14 protein-coding genes and 1 riboswitch are annotated in these 15,900 nt (G+C 68.8%); of the genes, 4 read left to right on the forward strand and 10 right to left on the reverse strand.

Going from position 1 to position 15,900, the window contains the following annotated elements:
* Nucleotides 1–23 precede the first annotated feature (23 nt).
* Entirely contained in the window at nt 24–650 is a 627-nt protein-coding gene (locus tag J5226_RS24610) for a GNAT family N-acetyltransferase (RefSeq protein ID WP_215837713.1), read from the forward strand.
* A 58-nt stretch (nt 651–708) separates the two neighbouring features.
* Here J5226_RS24610 and J5226_RS24615 read toward each other — a convergent pair whose 3' ends face one another.
* A complete protein-coding gene (locus J5226_RS24615; RefSeq protein WP_215837714.1) occupies nt 709–1,350 on the reverse strand; it encodes an HD domain-containing protein in 642 nt (213 codons plus the stop codon).
* A 104-nt stretch (nt 1,351–1,454) separates the two neighbouring features.
* Between J5226_RS24615 and J5226_RS24620 the strand changes: the two genes are divergently transcribed.
* Nucleotides 1,455–2,432 carry a helix-turn-helix domain-containing protein gene (locus J5226_RS24620; protein WP_215837715.1) on the forward strand — a complete coding sequence of 326 codons (978 nt, stop codon included), beginning with the start codon at nt 1,455–1,457 and terminating at the stop codon, nt 2,430–2,432.
* 235 nt (nt 2,433–2,667) lie between these two features.
* On the opposite strand, the gene J5226_RS24625 is transcribed toward J5226_RS24620, so the two are convergent.
* The 9 genes from J5226_RS24625 to J5226_RS24665 form a co-directional block, all read right to left on the reverse strand.
* Nucleotides 2,668–2,883, reverse strand: a complete 216-nt coding sequence (locus J5226_RS24625) for a DUF6289 family protein (RefSeq protein WP_215837716.1) — start codon at nt 2,881–2,883, stop codon at nt 2,668–2,670.
* An 88-nt stretch (nt 2,884–2,971) separates the two neighbouring features.
* Entirely contained in the window at nt 2,972–3,196 is a 225-nt protein-coding gene (locus J5226_RS24630) for a DUF6289 family protein (RefSeq protein WP_215837717.1), read from the reverse strand.
* Between the two features lie 232 nt (nt 3,197–3,428).
* Entirely contained in the window at nt 3,429–3,659 is a 231-nt protein-coding gene (locus J5226_RS24635) for a DUF6289 family protein (RefSeq protein ID WP_215837718.1), read from the reverse strand.
* A gap of 197 nt (nt 3,660–3,856) precedes the next feature.
* Nucleotides 3,857–4,507: an HAD hydrolase-like protein gene (locus J5226_RS24640; protein WP_215837719.1), complete on the reverse strand. Its 651-nt coding sequence runs from the start codon at nt 4,505–4,507 to the stop codon at nt 3,857–3,859.
* Between the two features lie 3 nt (nt 4,508–4,510).
* The gene (locus J5226_RS24645) at nt 4,511–5,686 is read right to left on the reverse strand and encodes a phosphoglycerate kinase (protein ID WP_215837720.1); all 1,176 of its coding nucleotides are present in this window, start codon (nt 5,684–5,686) and stop codon (nt 4,511–4,513) included.
* A 210-nt stretch (nt 5,687–5,896) separates the two neighbouring features.
* Complete coding sequence (locus J5226_RS24650; protein WP_215837721.1) at nt 5,897–6,253, reverse strand: hypothetical protein; 357 nt, start codon at nt 6,251–6,253, stop codon at nt 5,897–5,899.
* A 71-nt stretch (nt 6,254–6,324) separates the two neighbouring features.
* A complete protein-coding gene (locus J5226_RS24655; RefSeq protein ID WP_255322933.1) occupies nt 6,325–7,260 on the reverse strand; it encodes an RHS repeat-associated core domain-containing protein in 936 nt (311 codons plus the stop codon).
* 117 nt (nt 7,261–7,377) lie between these two features.
* Nucleotides 7,378–8,754, reverse strand: a complete 1,377-nt coding sequence (locus tag J5226_RS24660; protein WP_215837722.1) for a DUF3999 domain-containing protein — start codon at nt 8,752–8,754, stop codon at nt 7,378–7,380.
* The gene (locus tag J5226_RS24665; protein ID WP_215837723.1) at nt 8,751–11,558 is read right to left on the reverse strand and encodes a DUF2339 domain-containing protein; all 2,808 of its coding nucleotides are present in this window, start codon (nt 11,556–11,558) and stop codon (nt 8,751–8,753) included. Before J5226_RS24665 ends, J5226_RS24660 begins: the two co-directional genes overlap by 4 nt.
* Nucleotides 11,559–11,682: 124 nt before the next feature.
* Nucleotides 11,683–11,988, forward strand: a riboswitch (cobalamin riboswitch).
* Nucleotides 11,989–12,390: 402 nt separating this feature from the next.
* On the opposite strand from J5226_RS24665, the gene J5226_RS24670 reads away from it, so the two are divergent.
* Both J5226_RS24670 and J5226_RS24675 read left to right on the forward strand, forming a co-directional pair.
* A complete protein-coding gene (locus J5226_RS24670) occupies nt 12,391–14,745 on the forward strand; it encodes a ribonucleoside-diphosphate reductase subunit alpha (RefSeq protein ID WP_255323142.1) in 2,355 nt (784 codons plus the stop codon).
* A 132-nt stretch (nt 14,746–14,877) separates the two neighbouring features.
* Complete coding sequence (locus J5226_RS24675) at nt 14,878–15,894, forward strand: ribonucleotide-diphosphate reductase subunit beta (RefSeq protein WP_215837725.1); 1,017 nt, start codon at nt 14,878–14,880, stop codon at nt 15,892–15,894.
* The last annotated feature ends 6 nt before the right edge of the window (nt 15,895–15,900 follow it).

Below are 15,900 nucleotides of genomic sequence, written 5' to 3' on the forward strand. Positions count from 1 at the left end.
ACTTCTTCCGTATCGGAACTCCCATGTCGTCACCGCTTTCGCCGCGCAGTCAGGCCATCTCCGATTTCATCTCCGCCCTCGACGGCTTTCCCGAGCTGCAAGGCCCGCGCGTGCGCCTGCGCGGCCCGCGCGAGAGCGACGACGCGGCGCTGTTCGCGATCTTCGGCGACGAACGCGTCGCCCGCTATTGGAGCCGCCCGCCGATGCAAGACATCGGCGAAGCGCAAGAGCGCATCGCCCAGATCCTCGCCAGCGCGGCCGAACGCAAGCTCATCAACTGGGCCATCGCCGACGAGAACGACGCCCTGGTCGGCACCTGCACCTTGTTCCGCTTCGACCCCGCGCACCGCCGCGCCGAGATCGGCTACGCCCTCAATCCCGCCCACTGGGGCCGCGGCCTGGCCAGCGAAGCGGTGCGGCTGGCGCTGGATTGGGCGGTCGACGCGGCCGGCTTCCACCGCATCGACGCCAGCATCGATCCCGACAACCTGCCCTCGCGCGCGCTGCTGCACCGCCTGGGGTTCGTGACCGAAGGCGTGCTGCGCGAAAGCTTTTTCGTCGGCGACAAGGTCACCGACAGCGAGCTTTTGGGCTTGCTCGCGGCCGATTGGCTGAAGCTGCGCGAAAACGCGGCGGCGACGGCGCGCTGAGAACGCGGCAACGCGGGATCGCCGGAGCCCGCGCGTTTGCGCGGGCCCCGGCGCAATCTCAGCCGTGCCAATGCGAGCAACGGATGACCTCGCAAAAATTGCCGCGCCGGAACTGCGGATCCTTATCGGCCAGCACATCGGCCTTGACGTTGCCGAAGGTGGTCTGCGGCTTGTGCCGGATGCCGTCGTAGAACGCCTGCAGGATGTCCTCCTTGAACTTCGGCGTGCGCGGGAACGCGCGCACGACCGCCTCGCGCTCGGCTTGCGGGTAGCGCTCGTAGGCCAGCCCGAGCACGTCCATCTCCACGCCGGCGGTGACCAGGGCCACGACCGGGTGCATGTGCTGGGGAATCCCCGGCGTCGTATGCAGCGCGATCGCGGTCCACACGGTGTAGGCGTCCTGCTCGCCGATGCCGTGGGCGAGCAGGAAATCGCGCGCGGCATGCGCGCCGTCGACCTCGAAGCGCTCATCGGCGCTGCTGTAGCTCGGCATCAGGCCGACGTCGTGGAACATCGCGCCAGCGTAGAGCAGTTCGCGGTCGAACTTCAGGCCCTCGCGCAAACCGGCGAGCGCGCCGAACTGGTAGACGCGGCTGGAATGGTTGAACAGCAGTTCGGTTTCGGTATCGCGGACGAACTCGGTGATCGCGCGCGCCAGCGCGCTGTCGGGAACCGCGGCGGCGGCGGGAAGGACGGACATGGCGGGAATCCTGCGACTGGGGATTCCAGCTTAGGAACGCCTCCGCCCGTCCTCAATTCGCGCAATACTTAAATTTAGGACAAACCCGGACGAAGCGGACGCCGATGCGCGCGAAGACCAAAACCGTGGCGATGCTGGCCCTGCCCGGCGTCCAGTTGCTCGACGTGTCCGGGCCGCTGGACGTGTTCGCCGAAGCCAACGCGCAGGCCGGGCGCGAGGTCTATCGACTGTGGATCGTGGCCGCGCAGGCCGGCCCGCTCGCGAGTTCCTCGGGCGCGCGCTTGCTGCCCGACCGGGTGATCGGCCGCGATGCCGACGAGCCCATCGACACGCTGCTCGTCGCCGGCCGCCCCAACGCCGCGGAACTGCCGTCCGACCGCCGCCTGATCGACTGGCTGCGCCTGCGCGCGCCGAAGACGCGCCGTTACGGTTCGGTGTGCAGCGGCGCGTTCCTGCTCGCCGCGGCCGGCTTGCTCGACGGCCGCCGCGCGACCACGCATTGGGCGGTGGCCGCGCAGCTCGCGCAGCGCTTTCCGCGCGTCGCAGTCGAAGCCGACGCGATCCAAGTGCGCGACGGCCCGGTGCGCACCGCCGCCGGCGTCACCGCCGGGCTCGATCTGGCCTTGGCCTTGGTCGAAGAAGATCTCGGCCGCGACCTCGCCATGCGCGTGGCCAGCCAGTTGGTGATGTTCTTCAAGCGGCCCGGCGGGCAACTGCAGTTCAGCCGCGGCGGCGACGCGGTGCCGGCCGGGCGCGCGGCATTGCAGGAGTTGCAGCGCTGGATCGCGGCGCATCCCGCGCTCGATCACAGCGTGGCGCGGCTGGCCGAACGCATGGGCTTGAGTCCGCGGCATTTCTCGCGCTTGTTCCGCGCCGAAGTCGGGGTGTCGCCGGCGTCGTGGGTCGAGCAGGCGCGCGTCGGCGCGGCGCGGCAGCGGCTGGAACAAGGGCGCGAGGCGCCCAAGCAAGTCGCCGCGCACTGCGGCTTCTCCGATGCCGACGCCTTGCGGCGCGCGTTCGCGCGGCAGGTCGGAGTGACGCCGGCGGACTACCGCAAGCGCTTCGCGGGCGGCGCGGCGTAAGCGCGCGCCGAGCGAAACCGGCGCGGCGCCGACCGGCGAAATCGTGGGAGGAGCTTCGCTCCGACGCGCTCGTTCCCGCCTTCGCGGCTCGGGACCGAAGCATCGGGACCGAAGCCCCTCCCATCGCGCCGGTCCCTTGGCGGTCCGCTCCTGGCCCCTCCCCAAAACGACAAGGTCGCGCCGCGCGCCGGCGCCGCGATCACGGGCTCGCGGCGGGCGCGCGGCAGCGAAACGGTCAGTCGCAGACCCAGGTCGTGCGCTCGTAACGTTCGGTGGTGATGCCCCATTGCAGATACTGCCCGCTGCATTGCGCGGAGGCCCCGCCGACGAGTTCGCCGGCGGCGTCGTAATACCGGATCGTGTATCCCTGGTAGGGCGGTGCGGCGTGTACGCCGAGGGCGGCGCCGGCGGCCAGGACCAGGGCGAAGACTGCGAGAGCGGCTTTGCGCATGACTCGAACTCCTTCGATCAGTAGGAAGAAACCGGCCGCACGCGCACCGCCTCGTCGCGGCGATGGCGGGCGCGGCCGGCGGACGGGCTCAGCTTTCGACCGCGCAGCCCTGAGTGAAGCGCTTGTTGCTGCCGCTGGTGTCGCCCCAACGGCCGTCGGCGGCGCCGCAACCGGCGGTCCACTTGCCGATCTGCGCGCCTTCGGCGTTGTAGTAAATCCAGGTGCCCTGCCAGCTGTTGGCGACGGCGGCGAACGACACGGTGCCCGCCAGCGCCACGGCGAAGGCCGCGGCGAAGAATCCGATACGACGCATGCTGTTGCTCTCCCGAGTTCGCGGCGCTCATTCGCCGCGCAAGCAACCTAGCCGAGCGCGGACGCGCCGGGGGAACGCGGCTGTCATGCGCGCTGTCATGCGTTTGTGCAAGCGTGATTGGTTTGGCTTTTGGCCGCGTTGGCGCATGCGCAAAACGCGCGAATGCGGAAGGGGCTCGAATCGCGATGCCGCATTGCGGCATCGGACTCGAGCCCCTTTCCTGTCGCAAAGCTTACAAACAGATCGTCGGCGAATCTTTCCAGCGCCCGGTGGTGACGCCCCACTGGCTGAAGTGCTCGTTGTCGCAATCGTTGACCCAATGGCCGACCACGCGTCCCTGGTCGTCGTAGAAGTCGCGCTCGTAACCCGGCGCCAGCGGCGGATAGCGCGGCAGCGATACGGCGCTGGTCGCCATCAGCGACACCAGCACGCTCAGGGCGGCGGCTTGAAGCATACGGCTCATCGCTCGTTACTCCGGTAGGCGGCCTCCTTGGCCGCCCACCGACGCTAGCACGCGCGTTCGCATCGCCGCGCGCGGCGGCGGCGTGACCGCAATCGCACAACCGCTGCGGCGCGCGCGCCCGGCGACGAACGGGCGGTTGCGCAAAAAAAAAGCGGCCGCGATGCGGCCGCTTCGTTATTTCCACGCTCGCGCGGAACTCAGGCGGCGAGCAATTCCGGCAACTGCGCCGGCGCGGCGGCGATACTCCGCGCACCGGCTTCGCGCAGCTCCTGCTCGCTGCCGAACCCCCACAGCACGCCGACGCCGGCCATGCCGTGCTGGGCCGCGCCTTCGATGTCCATGCGCCGGTCGCCGATCATCACGCACTGCGCCGGCGCCAGGCCGAAGCGGCTCAGCGCTTCGGCGATCAGCTCGACCTTATGGGTCAGACGGCCGTCGTCGGTGCAGCCGACGATGTCCTCGAAGTGCGCGCCGAACGGCAGATGCTGGAGGATCTTGCGCGCGTTGTTCTCGTTCTTGGCGGTGACCACGGCCATGCGGTAACCGGCCGCGCGCAAGCCGTCGAGCAGATCGGCGATGCCGTCGTAGACGCTGTGCTCGGTCCAGCCTTCGCGGCCGTAGCGCTCCAGATACAGCGCCACGGCCTGCTCGACTTTGTCCTCGTCGCCCAGCAGCGGCAGAAAGCTGGTGCGCAGCGCCGGACCGATCCACGCGCGCAGCGCCTGCGCGTCGGGGACCGGATGGCGCATGGTTTCCAAGGCATACGCGATCGAGCGGGTGATGCCGACCGAAGAGTCGATCAGGGTGCCGTCGAGATCGAAGAACAACACCGGTTGCGTCGCGCTCATCGCTCAGCCCGCGCGCTGCTTGAGCGCGGCCACGGCCGGCAGTTCCTTGCCTTCCAGGAATTCCAGGAACGCGCCGCCGCCGGTGGAGATGTAGCTCACCTCCTCGGCGATGCCGTACTTGTCGACCGCCGCGAGCGTGTCGCCGCCGCCGGCGATGGAGAACGCCTTCGACGCGGCGATCGCGCGCGCCAGCACTTCGGTGCCCTTGCCGAACGCGTCGAACTCGAACACGCCGACCGGGCCGTTCCACACCACGGTGCCGGCCTGGGCGATCATTTCGGCGTAGCGCGCGGCGGTGTCCGGGCCGATGTCGAGGATCATGTCGTCCGCGCCCACCGCGTCGACCGCCTTGACCGTGGCCGGCGCGTCGGCGGCGAAGGCCGGGGCGACGACCACGTCGGTCGGCACCGGGATGTCGGCGCCGCGCGCCTTGGCGTCGGCCATGATCTTCTTGGCGGTGTCGATCAGATCGTTCTCGACCAGCGACTTGCCGACGCTGTGGCCCATCGCGGCGATGAAGGTGTTGGCGATGCCGCCGCCGACGATCAGCTGATCGACCTTAGACACCAGCGAGGACAGCAGTTCCAGCTTGGTCGAGACCTTGGAGCCGGCGACGATCGCCAGCAGCGGCCGCGCCGGGTTGTCCAGCGCCTTGGCCAGCGCGTCGAGCTCGGCCATCAGCAGCGGGCCGCCGGCGGCGGTCTTGGCGAAACGGATCGCGCCGTGGGTCGAGGCCTGCGCGCGGTGCGCGGTGCCGAACGCATCCATGACGAACACGTCGCACAGCGCGGCGTATTGCTTCGACAGGGCTTCGTCGTCCTTGCCCTCGCCGACGTTCATGCGGCAATTCTCCAGCAGCACCAACCGGCCCGGCTGGACCTCGACGCCGCCGACCCAATCCTTGATCAGCGGCACCTCGATGCCGAGCAGTTCGGACAGGCGCTTAGCCACCGGCGCGAGCGAATCGGCCTCGCTCCACTGGCCTTCCTTCGGCCGGCCCAGGTGCGAGGTCACCATCACCGCTGCGCCTTTCTCCAGCGCCAGCTTCAGCGTCGGGAGGGCGGCGAGGATGCGCTGCTCGGAGGTGATGCGGCCGTCGTCGATGGGGACATTGAGATCTTCGCGGATCAACACTCGCTTGCCGGCGAGATCTAGGTCGGTCATGCGGACGATGGACACGGGGCCTCCAGGGGCGATGCGGCGGGGATGGGGGGTACGCGGCCGGGCCGCGGCCGGCTCGGGGGCGCGGCTTGGGGTGGCTATTGTCGCGGGCACAGGGGGCGAAATAAACCTCGCGCTGCTGAATGGCCGGCTTTGCTGGCCGCGCGTTGGTCCCCCGCCACAGTCCGCGCGCAATGATCCGTGGCCGATAGCAGGCGAAAATCCAGATCAATCGTGGGGTTCGGGCGTCGCCAAGCGCAGGCTGCGCACCACGATATAACGCGACGGCACCTCATCCGGCACGAATTCAAACGTCCCGGAAACTTCGATTTGTGTTGCTTTCGCCGACGGCTGGGGATACCCGGCCCATACCCGTTTCATGACTTCGTCCACATCGGCGCGACCTTGCAACCTGGCCGGAATGTCGAGCGCCACGACCGATTCCGAGCATCCCTCGTCGTACATCACGGCAGCGTAGTGGCTCGCGCCCCTGATCTTGGCGAGCACATCGACCCGCCGTCCGGAATGCGCTGCGGATTGCGCGATCAGCGCGCAGAGATCGACCCGCGCATCATCCTGCGACACGGGCCGCAGACCGCTGCATGCGCAGAGGCCCGCAACGGCCGCGACCCCAAGGAACCGGCGCGCGCACCGCGTCAACATGCCCCGCCCTGCTGACACCAGTCCTGCACCGATTTCTCCGCCATCTGCTCGACTCGAGCATCGTCGATGCCTTTATACGAAGACCACAGGCGGTAACTGGAGCCGTTGTACTGCATACCGCGATGGACTTGTCCGTGCAAATTGAAGGCGCTGGTCTCCATACTCTTGGCTTGTTCCCGATTCTTCGGCATGCCATTGGCACGCTGCCATAAACCGTGATCGCCTTCGTGGCCCATGATCCCGGCCAACTCGGGCCGGAACTTGTCGGAGCCCGTGCCGCCCGACTGCTCGGAAATCGCCTTGAGCGAGACGTTTATCCTGACAACGCCATTGGTGGTGCGGGTCCCTGCCAGGCGGCTGACATCCCTCACGGTGACCTCTACGCCATTCTTCTTGCCGGCCTCCCCGAACATATCGACGACCTGGGTTAGCCTCGTGCGCTCGCTGGAGCCTTCTGGCAACCCTTCGGCCGCCTGGCGCGCCTTTTGCAACGCGTCTTCGACCGTCGCGCAAGACGGCTTCGACCCAGCGCAAGTGTAGCGGCCGTCCGGATCCACGAACCGATAGGGGTTGTTGTTTGCATACCAATAACGGTTGAAATTGACACCGGATCCGGCTCCCACAACGACCGGGTCGGGCGAAACAAACCGGCCGATCCCCGGATCGTAGTAGCGCTGCTGCATATACCACAGTTGAGTCGATTCATCGCCGACATGTCCGGTATAGCCGGGGCCACTTTGCATGCCCCCTTGCTCTGTCGCTCCGAACGGTTCGTAGATGCGCCATTCGACTACGTTTTGATTCGCGTCGGTTATCGCCATCGGCGAACCCAGCGCATCGGTATGAATGTATTCCACCACGGTCTGCGCGGAAGAATTCAATGAAAAAAGCATTCCTATTGTGATTGCTGCGCTCACTGCCGTCTTCATGCCGAATCCCATGCGATTCTGCGTCACGCAACGATATCGCAATCGACAAACTACGCGACGCGCAGCCCGTCACTGGCCATCTGATGTCGATTACAGCCGGCGCGAACAGCGGTGTTATTAATTCGCCGACGCCTTTCCCGACCGCAACAAACTCATCGCAAACCCCACCACGATCAACGCCCCACCCACCAACACCGCCCACAACAGCCACGAACGCCAATCGCGCACCGGCTCCGGCGCCGCCAACGCCGCGGCGCCGGCCAAGTCGCTGGCCGCGCCCAAGGTCGCATCGGCCGGCCGCCATTCCGCGCCGCGCGAACCGCGCAGCGCTTCGACCAGTTGCGCCAACGGCGAATCCGCGCGCGCGGCGCGGCCGCTGCCGGCCACCAAGGCATACGGCGCTTGGCCTTGGGCCAAAAACACCGCCACTTCCGGCCGATAGCCCAAACGCAACACCGGCTCGCCCGGCACCGCGCCGCTCGCGCGCAAGCGCCACAAGCGGTCGCGCGTGGTTCCGGCGAGCTGTCGCGCGGCGGAACGGTCGCCCGCGCCCTGCCCCGCCACCGCATACGCCATCCACGGCCCGGCCTGCGCCTGCCAGCCGTCGTCTTCGCTGTCGCGGCTGTCCAGGCGCCATTGCAGCGCGTGGTTGCCGGGCAGCGCGACGTCGGCCTGTTGGATCGGGAAACGTCCGTCGAGGCGATACTCGAACGCGACGCTGCCGTCCTTGAGCTCGACCCGCGCGCCCTTGAGTTCGCGCCATTGCAGCGGCGCGGCGGCCGCGCCCGCGGCCAGCTCGGCTTCGACCGCGACGATCTTCGCCGCGCGCTGCGGATCGTTCGGCGTCAAACGCAGATAGCGCGCCTGTTCGCCGACCGCGTCGAACGCGATGCGGCGCTGTTGCAAGCGACGCCCGCCCTGCTCCAGATCGACCAGTCGGCCGCTGCTGCCGACGCTGCGCCAATGATCGAGATCGTCGCTGGCTTCGACCGAGTACGCCGCGTCCAGCGCCGCGCCCGGCGTCCATTGCAGTTGCAGCGCCTGGATCGGCCCGCGCAGCGCGCTGGCGTCGATCAGCAGCGCGGTCTGCGGCAGCTTCGCCGCGTCGCCGGCGGTGCTGCGCGCTTCGACCCGGCGCAGGCGGCCGTCGGTTTCCACTTCGCTGATCAGCTCCCACCCCTGCGCCGCGCCCGACGCCGCGGCCGGCAGCGGGAACCACGGCAGCGATGCGCGCTGCGGCGCGCGCGCCAGCGGCTGTTCGGGCGCGAACACTTCGGTGGGCACGCTGGCGCCGCTGGCGTCGATCACGTCGAGGTCGCGCAACTGCGCGCTTTGCGCTTGCGCGTACACGGCCGGATCGAGCACGACGCGGTAGGCGCCGCCGTCCTCGCGGCTCAGTTGCAGCGGCCATTGCCGCGCGTAGTCCTGACGCGGCGCGGCCGTCAGCGGCAGGGCCAAAGTCAGCAGGGCGAGAGCGAGAAAGCGAGGCTTCATGCGGAGGCGTCCTGCGCGCGGCGTTCGTCGGAGTCGGAGTCGGAGTCGGGATCGTGTTCGGCGAGCGCCTCGCGCGCCGGCGGCGCCGGCGCGAAGTAACCCACCAGCGTGCACAACAAACCGTAGGCGATGAACGAGGCGATGCCGAGCAGATTGCCCAGATGGCTGCGGTCGACGAACACCAGCTTCGCCAGCACCACGCCCATCAGCACCGCGCCGGCCAGCCACAGCCCGCGTTGGCCGCGGCGCGAGCCGGCGATCCAGCCGGCCACGCCGAGCACGCTCCACACCACGGTCAGGCTGGTCTGTACCAGGCTGGCAGAGAACATCGACGGCCCCCAACTGGTGCCGCCCCAGAAGTGCGCGCTACGCAGCACTTCCACGGTGATCAGCACGAAGCCCGCCAAGGCCAGCAGCGGCACGCGGCGCTGGCGCAGCGGCGCGCCCACCAGCGGCGAGCCCAGCCACGCGCCCAACAGCAGCAGCGTCGCCCACTGCGCCAAGCTCAAGGGATTGAGCAGCGGCAGCCACATCAGCGGACGCGGATCGCCGTCGGCGCTCAGATACACCGCCACCGCCAGCGTCAGCACCACGACGAAGGACGCGGTCGCGCCGGCGCGCCATTGCGCGAAGCGCTGCGCCACCGGCGCGCCGATCCACTGCGGCCGCCACAAGCAAGCCGCAGCGATCGCCAAGGCCGGCAGCATCACCGCCGCCGCGATCCAGCCCAAGCCGAAGGCCTCGCCGCGGTCGAGCCAGATGCCCAGGCTCATGCCCAGCGCCACGGCCCACGACCACAACCAGCCCAGATGCGCGAACGCCAGTTCGCCCTGCGCGCGCTCGCGCAACGCCGACAGGCTGCGCCAGCCCAGCGCCGCGTACGCCGCCCAGGCCAGCCAGCCCCAATCGCGCAGCGGCCACTGGTGGTCGGCGATCTGGCCGAGCGCGAACAGCAGCGCCGCGCCCATCGCCAGCATCGCGGTCGCCGACAGCGCCTTCCACGTATGACGGGCGTAGGCTTCCGCGGCGAGCCAGCCGGTCGCGGCCACCAGCACCAGCCCCGCATCGATGCGCGAACCGTCGCCGACGAAATCGACGATCTGGCTGACGAACGCGCCCAGCCACCAGGCCAGACCCCACAGGTAATAGAGCGCCGCCAGCGCCTTGACCTCGACGCTGCGCCGGTAGCTCGCCGCGCTGGCCAAGCCCGCCAGCGCGATCAACAGCGCGCCGGCGAAGTTGGCGTTGAGCAGCGGCTGCTGCGCCTCCCACACGGTGTCGCTGGCGCCGATGGCGAACGCCATCGCCGCGGCCACTTGCAAGCCCGCGCCGGTCAGCTGCGGCAGCAAGCGCTGCTGGCGCAAGCCCAGCCACGCCAGCGCCGCACCTTCCAGCGCGAACACGCAGGCGGTGGCTTCCGCGGCCAGCGCCAGCGGCACCGCCAAGGTCGCGAAGCCGACCGCGAGCAACGCGTACGGCGTGCTCAGCGCAAGGAAGCGCCGGTCGCGGCGCAGCCACCACGCCAACGCGGCGTACAGCGCGCCCAGGCCGAGCGCACAGAACGCCAGCGGCATGCGCGCGCCTTCGAGCAAGCCGGCTTGCAAGGCGAAAGCGACCAGCGGCGTGCCGAACACCAGACAGCCGTCGATCAGATCGCGCCGGCCGGCGGCGCGGCGGCGCGCGTACAGCACCGGGATCAGCAGATAGAAGGCGAAGAACAGCAGCAGGAACGGTTCGGTGGTCGAGTAGTGCTCCGGCCGGTACTTGAGCACGCCCCACACCGTGCCGATGCCCCAGGTGAAGGCGAAGCCCAGCAAGTTCAGCGCGCGCCACGGCCGCCACCAAGCGATGGCGAAGATGCCCGCGTTGAGCACGGCGTAGTAACCGAACAGCGCGACGTGGCTGCCCGAACCGGTGGACAGCCAGATCGGCGCGAGGAAGCCGGCGAGGATCGCGAACACCGCCAGCGCCAGCGCGTTCTGCTTCACCGACAGCACGCCGGTGCCGGCCACCAGCACCACGCTCAATGCGAACGCGGCGCCGGCCGGGATCATGCCGTAGAGCTTGAACGCGGCGAACACCACCAACAGCAGCACGCCGATCGCGCCGCCTTGCAGGCTCAGCGCGAAGATCCGCTTGCGTTCGCGCTGGCGCCAGCCGAACACCAGCCCGGCCATCGCGGCGAAGGCGACGCCGGCGAGGCGCAGTTCGACCGGCACCCGCACCCAGCCTTGGTCGCTGGCGTACTTGAGCAGCGCGGCGACGCCGGCGAGCAACACCAGCATGCCGACCTTGACCGGCACGTTGCCCTCGGTGAACCAGCGCCGCAGCCAGCGCGCGCCGACGGTGAAGATGTCCGGCGGCGGCGGCGGAACGGCCGGCGCGCGCGGGCGCGGCGGCGGCGCGGGCTGGGCCGGCGCGGCGGCGGCGGGCAGCGCCGGCGGCTGCGCGGGGCGCGGGGCGGGCGGTTCGGGCGGCGTCGCGCCGGAGGGAAGCGGCGGCGGCGATGCGGATGGAATCGGTGCGGCGGATGGCGCCACGGGTTTCGCGGCCAGCGACGGCGCGGCGGCCTGCGCCGCGGCGTCCGCCTGCGCGCGCGCCGCGACCTCGCGCGCGGCGCGCTTGATCCGGTCGTCCAGGGTCTCCTCGCTGCCCGCCGGTTCGGCCAATTCGCTCAGGCGCTCGACTTCGCGCTCCAGCCCGCGCACCCGCCCGCGCAGAGACGCGAGCTGGACCAGCGCCACCACCAGCAGCACCGGCACCGCCAACACGACGAGCACGAGCAAGACAATCAGCGATTCCATCACGGTTTCCCCTATCCTTATGCGGGGCACGTTACACCAAGCGCGGCACGCTGCGGGGGTGTCCTTCACCCCATGCAGATCTTGCTGACTCACCACATATCGCGTTGACGAAATCGACGAACCCCACTATGTTGTGTCCGTCGGTGCCGGTCGAGAGACCGGCTGAAAAGGGAAGCCGGTAGGGAAGCGGCCGCGGAACATCGCGGCGGCCTCCGAAGCCGGCGCTGCCCCGCAGCGGTATGGGAAACGAACGGGTCATGGCACTGGGCGCGGCTAGCGTCTGGGAAGCGGCCCGTAAGGAACCGGAGGCCCCAGAGCGCAGAACGGTGAGAAGTGGACGGGCGAGTCGTCGCCTACTGCTCACCGCTCTGCGCTCTTTAGTCTCCGCCGGTCCCGAGCCCGAAGACCTGCCGACAGCCGCGCGTCGCACAACCGCGCGGTCCCGGCCCAATGGAGTCTTCGGGGGAAGACCGGCCGGTGTCGCGGCACGACGGAGCCACCGTCGCGTCCGACCGCTTCGGCGCCATGCGCGGAGCGGCACGTGCCCGGAACGGTCCGGCGCGCGCGACACCCAGCCAGCGCTCCGATGCTCCGCGCCCGCGGGGGCGCGGCCGTGCCGTTCGCGACGCCGCCCTGCGGCCCGTCGCCGATGGCGCGTCCGTGTTCTCCGCACCGTGCACCCACGCCCCGGAGCAATGCCATGACCACTCTCGCAACCGATCCGTCCGTCGCCCCCGCCGCGGACGCCGCCACCGTCCCCGCGTCCCCGTCCGCGCGCGCCGCGCAGGACGCCCCCGGCTTCGCCCTGACCCCGCCGGCCGCCAACCTCACCATGAGCGTGACCAAGCGCAGCGGCCGCCGCGAACCGGTCGACCTCAACAAGATCGTGCGCGCGGTGACCCGCTGCGCCGAAGGCTTGTACTCGGTCGATCCGATGCGCGTGTCCACCCGCACCATCTCCGGCCTGTACGATGGCGCGACCACGCGCGAACTCGACGAGCTGTCGATCCGCACCGCCGCGCTGCTGACCGCCGAGGAACCCGAGTACGGCCGCCTCGCCGCGCGCCTGCTCGCCGGGGTGATCGAGAAGGAAGTCGCCGGGATCGAAATCCACGCGTTCTCGCAGTCGGTCCAGCGCGGCTTCGACCTGGGCCTGATCAACCAGCGCCTGCTCGACTTCGTCCAGGCCAACGCGCGCAAGCTCAACGACGCGATCGACCGCAACCTCGACGCCAAGTTCGACTACTTCGGCCTGCGCACGCTGTACGACCGCTACCTGCTGCGCCACCCGACCGCGCGCACCGTCATCGAGACCCCGCAGCAGTTCTTCCTGCGCATCGCCTGCGCGCTGAGCGAGGACGTGGCCGACGCGTTGGCGCTGTACCGGCGCATGGCCCAGCTCGATTACATCCCGTCCTCGCCGACCCTGTTCAACTCCGGCACCACCCACGAGCAGCTGTCGAGCTGCTTCCTGCTGGATTCGCCGGAAGATTCGCTGGAAGCGATCTACAAGCGCTACATGGACGTGGCCAAGCTGAGCAAGTTCAGCGGCGGCATCGGCCTGAGCTACACCCGCATCCGCGCGCGCGGCTCGCTGATCCGTTCCACCAACGGCCTGAGCAACGGCATCGTGCCGTGGCTGAAGACGCTCGACGCCTCGGTCGCCGCGGTCAACCAGGGCGGCAAGCGCAAGGGCGCGGCCTGCGTGTACCTGGAGCCGTGGCACGCCGACATCGAAGAGTTCCTGGAACTGCGCGACAACACCGGCGACGAGGCGCGCCGCACCCACAACCTCAACCTCGCCAACTGGATTCCCGACGAATTCATGCGCCGGGTCGAGGCCGACGCGGAGTGGTCGCTGTTCGACCCGGCCAAGGTGCCGCAGCTGACCGACCTGTGGGGCGAGTCGTTCGAACGCGCCTACCACGCCGCCGAAGCCGCCGGCCTCGCCGTCAAGAAGGTCAAGGCGCGCGACATCTACGCGCGGATGATGCGCACCCTGGCCCAGACCGGCAACGGCTGGATGAACTTCAAGGACAAGTCCAACCGCGCCTGCAACCAGACCCTGCGCGACGGCAACGTGGTGCACCTGTCCAACCTGTGCACCGAAATCCTGGAAGTGACCTCGCAGGACGAGACCGCGGTGTGCAACCTCGGCTCGATCAACCTCTCGCACCACGTCGAGATGTTCGAAGACGGCAAGGGCGCGTTCGATTTCGAGAAACTGGCCGAAACCGTGCGTCTGGCCGTGCGCCAGCTCGACCGCGTGATCGACCTGAACTTCTACCCGATCGAAACCGCGCGCCGCGCCAACCTGCGCTGGCGTCCGGTCGGCCTGGGCGCGATGGGCCTGCAGGACGTGTTCTTCAAGCTGCGCCTGCCGTTCGATTCCGAGCCCGCGCGCAAGCTCGGCCGCGAGATCGCCGAAGCCATCTACTTCCACGCCCTGTCGGCGTCGAACGAACTGGCGATGGAGCACGGCAAGCACCCGTCCTTCGACGACACCCGCGCCAGCGGCGGCGAACTGCAGTTCGAAGCCTGGGGCATGGAGCCCTCGCAGCCGGAGCGTTGGACCGAACTGCGCGCGCGGATCAAGCAGCACGGCCTGCGCAACTCGCTGCTGGTGGCGATCGCCCCGACCGCGACCATCGCCTCCATCGCCGGTTGCTACGAGTGCATCGAGCCGCAGGTGTCGAACCTGTTCAAGCGCGAGACCCTCTCGGGCGACTTCCTGGTGGTCAACAAGTACCTGGTCGAGGAGCTCAAGAAGCTCGGCCTGTGGACCCCGGAGATGCGCGACCGGATCAAGATGGCCGAAGGCTCGATCCAGGGCGTCGCCGAGATCCCCGAATCGCTGCGTCAGGTCTACCGCACCGCGTGGGAACTGCCGATGCGCTCGCTGATCGACATGGCCGCCGACCGCGGCGCCTTCATCGACCAGAGCCAGTCGCTGAACCTCTTCATCGAGAGCCCGAACATCGGCCAGCTCAGCTCGATGTACATGTACGCGTGGAAGAAGGGCCTGAAGACCACGTATTACCTGCGCTCGCGTCCGGCGACCAAGATCGCCAAGACCACGGTCAGCGCGCCGGCCGCCGCGCCGGTGGCGCCGAAGCCGGAATATTCCGAGAGCGACGCGATCGCGTGCTCGCTGGAAAATCCGGAAGCCTGCGAAGCCTGCCAGTAACTCGCCGCAAAGCCCCTCTCCCGCCCGCGGGAGAGGGGTTGGGGTGAGGGCCGCCACGCCCCACCGCCCTCATCCGCCCTTCGGGCACCTTCTTCCGCGCACGGGAGAAGGAAAAGCATCAAGGAAACACCTATGTCCATCGCCCCGCCCCGCCTGCTCGACCCCGGTTTCGATCTCACCCTGCGCCCGATGCGCTACGCGCAGTTCTACGAGATGTACCGCGACGCCATCCGCAACACCTGGACCGTCGAGGAAGTGGATTTCTCCCAGGACGTCAACGACCTCAAGCACAAGTTCGGTCCGGCCGAGCGGCATCTGGTCGAGCGTCTGGTCGCGTTCTTCGCCACCGGCGACAGCATCGTCGCCAACAATCTGGTGTTGAACCTCTACCAGCACATCAACGCGCCGGAAGCGCGCATGTACCTGTCGCGCCAGCTGTACGAAGAAGCGCTGCACGTGCAGTTCTACCTGACCCTGCTCGACACCTACCTGCCCGACCCGAACGAACGCGCCAAAGCCTTCGACGCGGTCGAGAACATTCCCTCGATCCGCGCCAAGGCCGAGTTCTGCTTCCGCTGGATCGACTCGATCCAGGACGTGAAGCGGGTCGAGACGCGCGAGCAGCGCCGCCAGTTCCTGCTCAACCTGATCTGCTTCGCCGGCTGCATCGAAGGCTTGTTCTTCTTCGCCGCCTTCGCCTACGTCTACTACCTGCGCTCGCGCGGCCTGCTCAACGGTTTGGCTTCGGGCACCAACTGGGTGTTCCGCGACGAGAGCTGCCACATGGCGTTCGCGTTCGAGGTGATCCGCACCGCGCGCGAGGAAGAGCCGGACCTGTTCGACGACGAGCTGCGCGCGCAAGTGGTGAAGATGTTCGAAGAAGCGGTGGACTGCGAATACCTGTTCGCCCAGGACGTGCTGTCCGGCGGCGTGGTCGGCCTGTCGCTGAAGGACATGCGCCAGTACCTGGAGTATTGCGCCGACCAGCGCATGGTCCAGCTCGGCATGCCCAAGCACTTCGGCGCGACCAATCCGTTCGCGTTCATGGACCTGCAGGACGTGCAGGAAGTGACCAACTTCTTCGAGCGGCGCGTGTCGGCGTATCAGGTCGGCGTGCAGGGCGAAGTGGCGTTCGACGAAGCGTTCTGACGCTCC

It is taken from the genome of Lysobacter sp. K5869, from assembly GCF_018847975.1.
GTDB lineage: Bacteria > Pseudomonadota > Gammaproteobacteria > Xanthomonadales > Xanthomonadaceae > Lysobacter.